Here is a 1,840-nt window from a genome sequence, read left to right on the forward strand (position 1 = left end):
GTGTCCATTCACGGGTGGTGGGTTGAGTAGCTCCGTGTTGATGGTGGTTCAGGCGGCGAGAGTGTGTGTGGGGCGGGCCGTGCGCGGGGTGGGCAGCCAGGGTGTGCCGGCGAGGGCGAGGCGGATGGCGTCGATGGCGGTCAGGCCGTGGTCGCGGGCGGAGACGAGGTAGGAGCGCACGCGGAGGTAGGCGGCCAGGGTGGCCGGGGTGTGCCAGTAGCCCGAGACGGCCTGGTGCCGTTTCGGGAGTCTGATCGCCTGTTCGCTGGGATTGTTGGTCCAGGGGATGGCGAAGTTGGTGGTGAAGAGCCAGACCTGGTCGGCCTTCGCGGCGAGCCGTCGGGCCAGGACCAGGCCGGGATGGTTCTTCTCGTCGGTCCAGGGGCGGGACATGTTCGTCAGTTCGCCGATGCGGACGTCGGCGTCGTAACGGGTCCGCAGCGCGTCGATCGTCTTCTGGTCCAGGCGGTTCCTGCCGGCGGCGCGGGCGGCGGCGACGAGGTGGCCGGCCTCGCGGAGCAGGTCGATGAGCCGACCCGCCCACTTCTGGACCTTCGGCGCGAGCGTCAGCACCGCCCGCAGCGAGCGGATGAGGTGGGCACAGCACAGCTGCACGCCGGCGAGCGTGGGGTCGTACTGGTGCCAGCCGGCGTAGTCGTCCCGGGTGAACAGGCCGTGCCAGCCGGTGAGGACGCCGGTGGTGTCGATCGCCTCGGACGACCGGGAGCTGATCGCCGCGTACCAGACCAGCCCGGGCGTCGGGGTGCGCACGACCAGCAGGTGCGGGGTGCCCGACAGGACAGCGCCGGTGGCCTCGTCAAGATCCTTGCGCAGCACGTTGACCGGCGACTCGTCGCCGCACAGCACCGGCTCGCCGCGCAGCGCGGCCTTCATCGCCTCGTCGAACCCGGCGGCCTGAAGATCCCCAGCGAGGCGTTCGTTCGCGCGGGCGACGAACCCGGCCGAGACCGGCACTCCGAGGAGCGCGTCGATGACCGTCGCGGCCCGTTCGACCGGCACGTTCGCCTCCGAGGCGAGCAGCACCGCCGCGCCGTGCAGCCGGGGCCCGTAGGCCACGCCGCCCGCCGCCGCGTGCCGCACCCCCGCAACAGCCGCCGTGGTGACCTTCCGGCAGCACGCGCAGCGCCGCCGCGGCAGCACCCACTCGACCTTCTCCAGCACCGGTTCGAGCAGGTCCCAGACCTGCGCCCACCCGTCCGCCAGCACCATCGCGTCGGACAGATCCGCCTGGCACGACGCACATTCCGACGGCGGGTCCGCCGATAACGACCGGTCCGGCTCCGCCTCCCGGGAAAGCCCCGACCCCGGATGACCCGGCTGCCCACCAGGCTTCGTCTCCTTCGACCGGACCCGCTCCGACGACGCCCGCCGCTCAGCCTTCCGCTTCTCCCGCGCGCCGATCGGCTCCTTCGACGGCGGCACAGAGGAGTTCGTACTGTCCATCGACAACCGCCGACGCAGCTCGGCGAGTTCGAGCTCGAGTTCCTCGACCCGCCGCACGGCCCGGTCCCGCTCGGCGCGCACCGCGCCAAGCTCCACCTCATGCCGCGCGGCCGAGTCCTCCACGACCCGACGCAGCCGCTCGTTGACCGACGCCAACCGCTCGTTCGCCGCCACCGACGCGGCCTGCCCGGCGGCGAGTTCCTCGATCCGCGTCTCGGCAGCCGCGAGACGCGACTCCCACGACGACGCGGACGACTCAGCCACAGCTCTGATCATCCACGCCCAACCACCAGGATCAAGCAACGACCACAGCGCGTCCCCGCAACACAAACCCCAAGGTCAGCGGGCTACCCCTGCGCACCCGTGAATGGACACC

1 protein-coding gene is annotated in these 1,840 nt (G+C 71.8%); it reads right to left on the bottom strand.

The window, feature by feature from the left end; all coding sequences use genetic code 11:
* Positions 1 to 48: 48 nt before the first annotated feature.
* A complete protein-coding gene (tnpC, locus tag C1A33_RS24535; RefSeq protein ID WP_101833704.1) occupies positions 49 to 1,740 on the bottom strand; it encodes an IS66 family transposase in 1,692 nt (563 codons plus the stop codon).
* Between the last annotated feature and the right edge of the window lie 100 nt (positions 1,741 to 1,840).

Source organism: Frankia canadensis (assembly GCF_900197875.1).
Lineage (GTDB): Bacteria > Actinomycetota > Actinomycetes > Frankiales > Frankiaceae > Frankia > Frankia canadensis.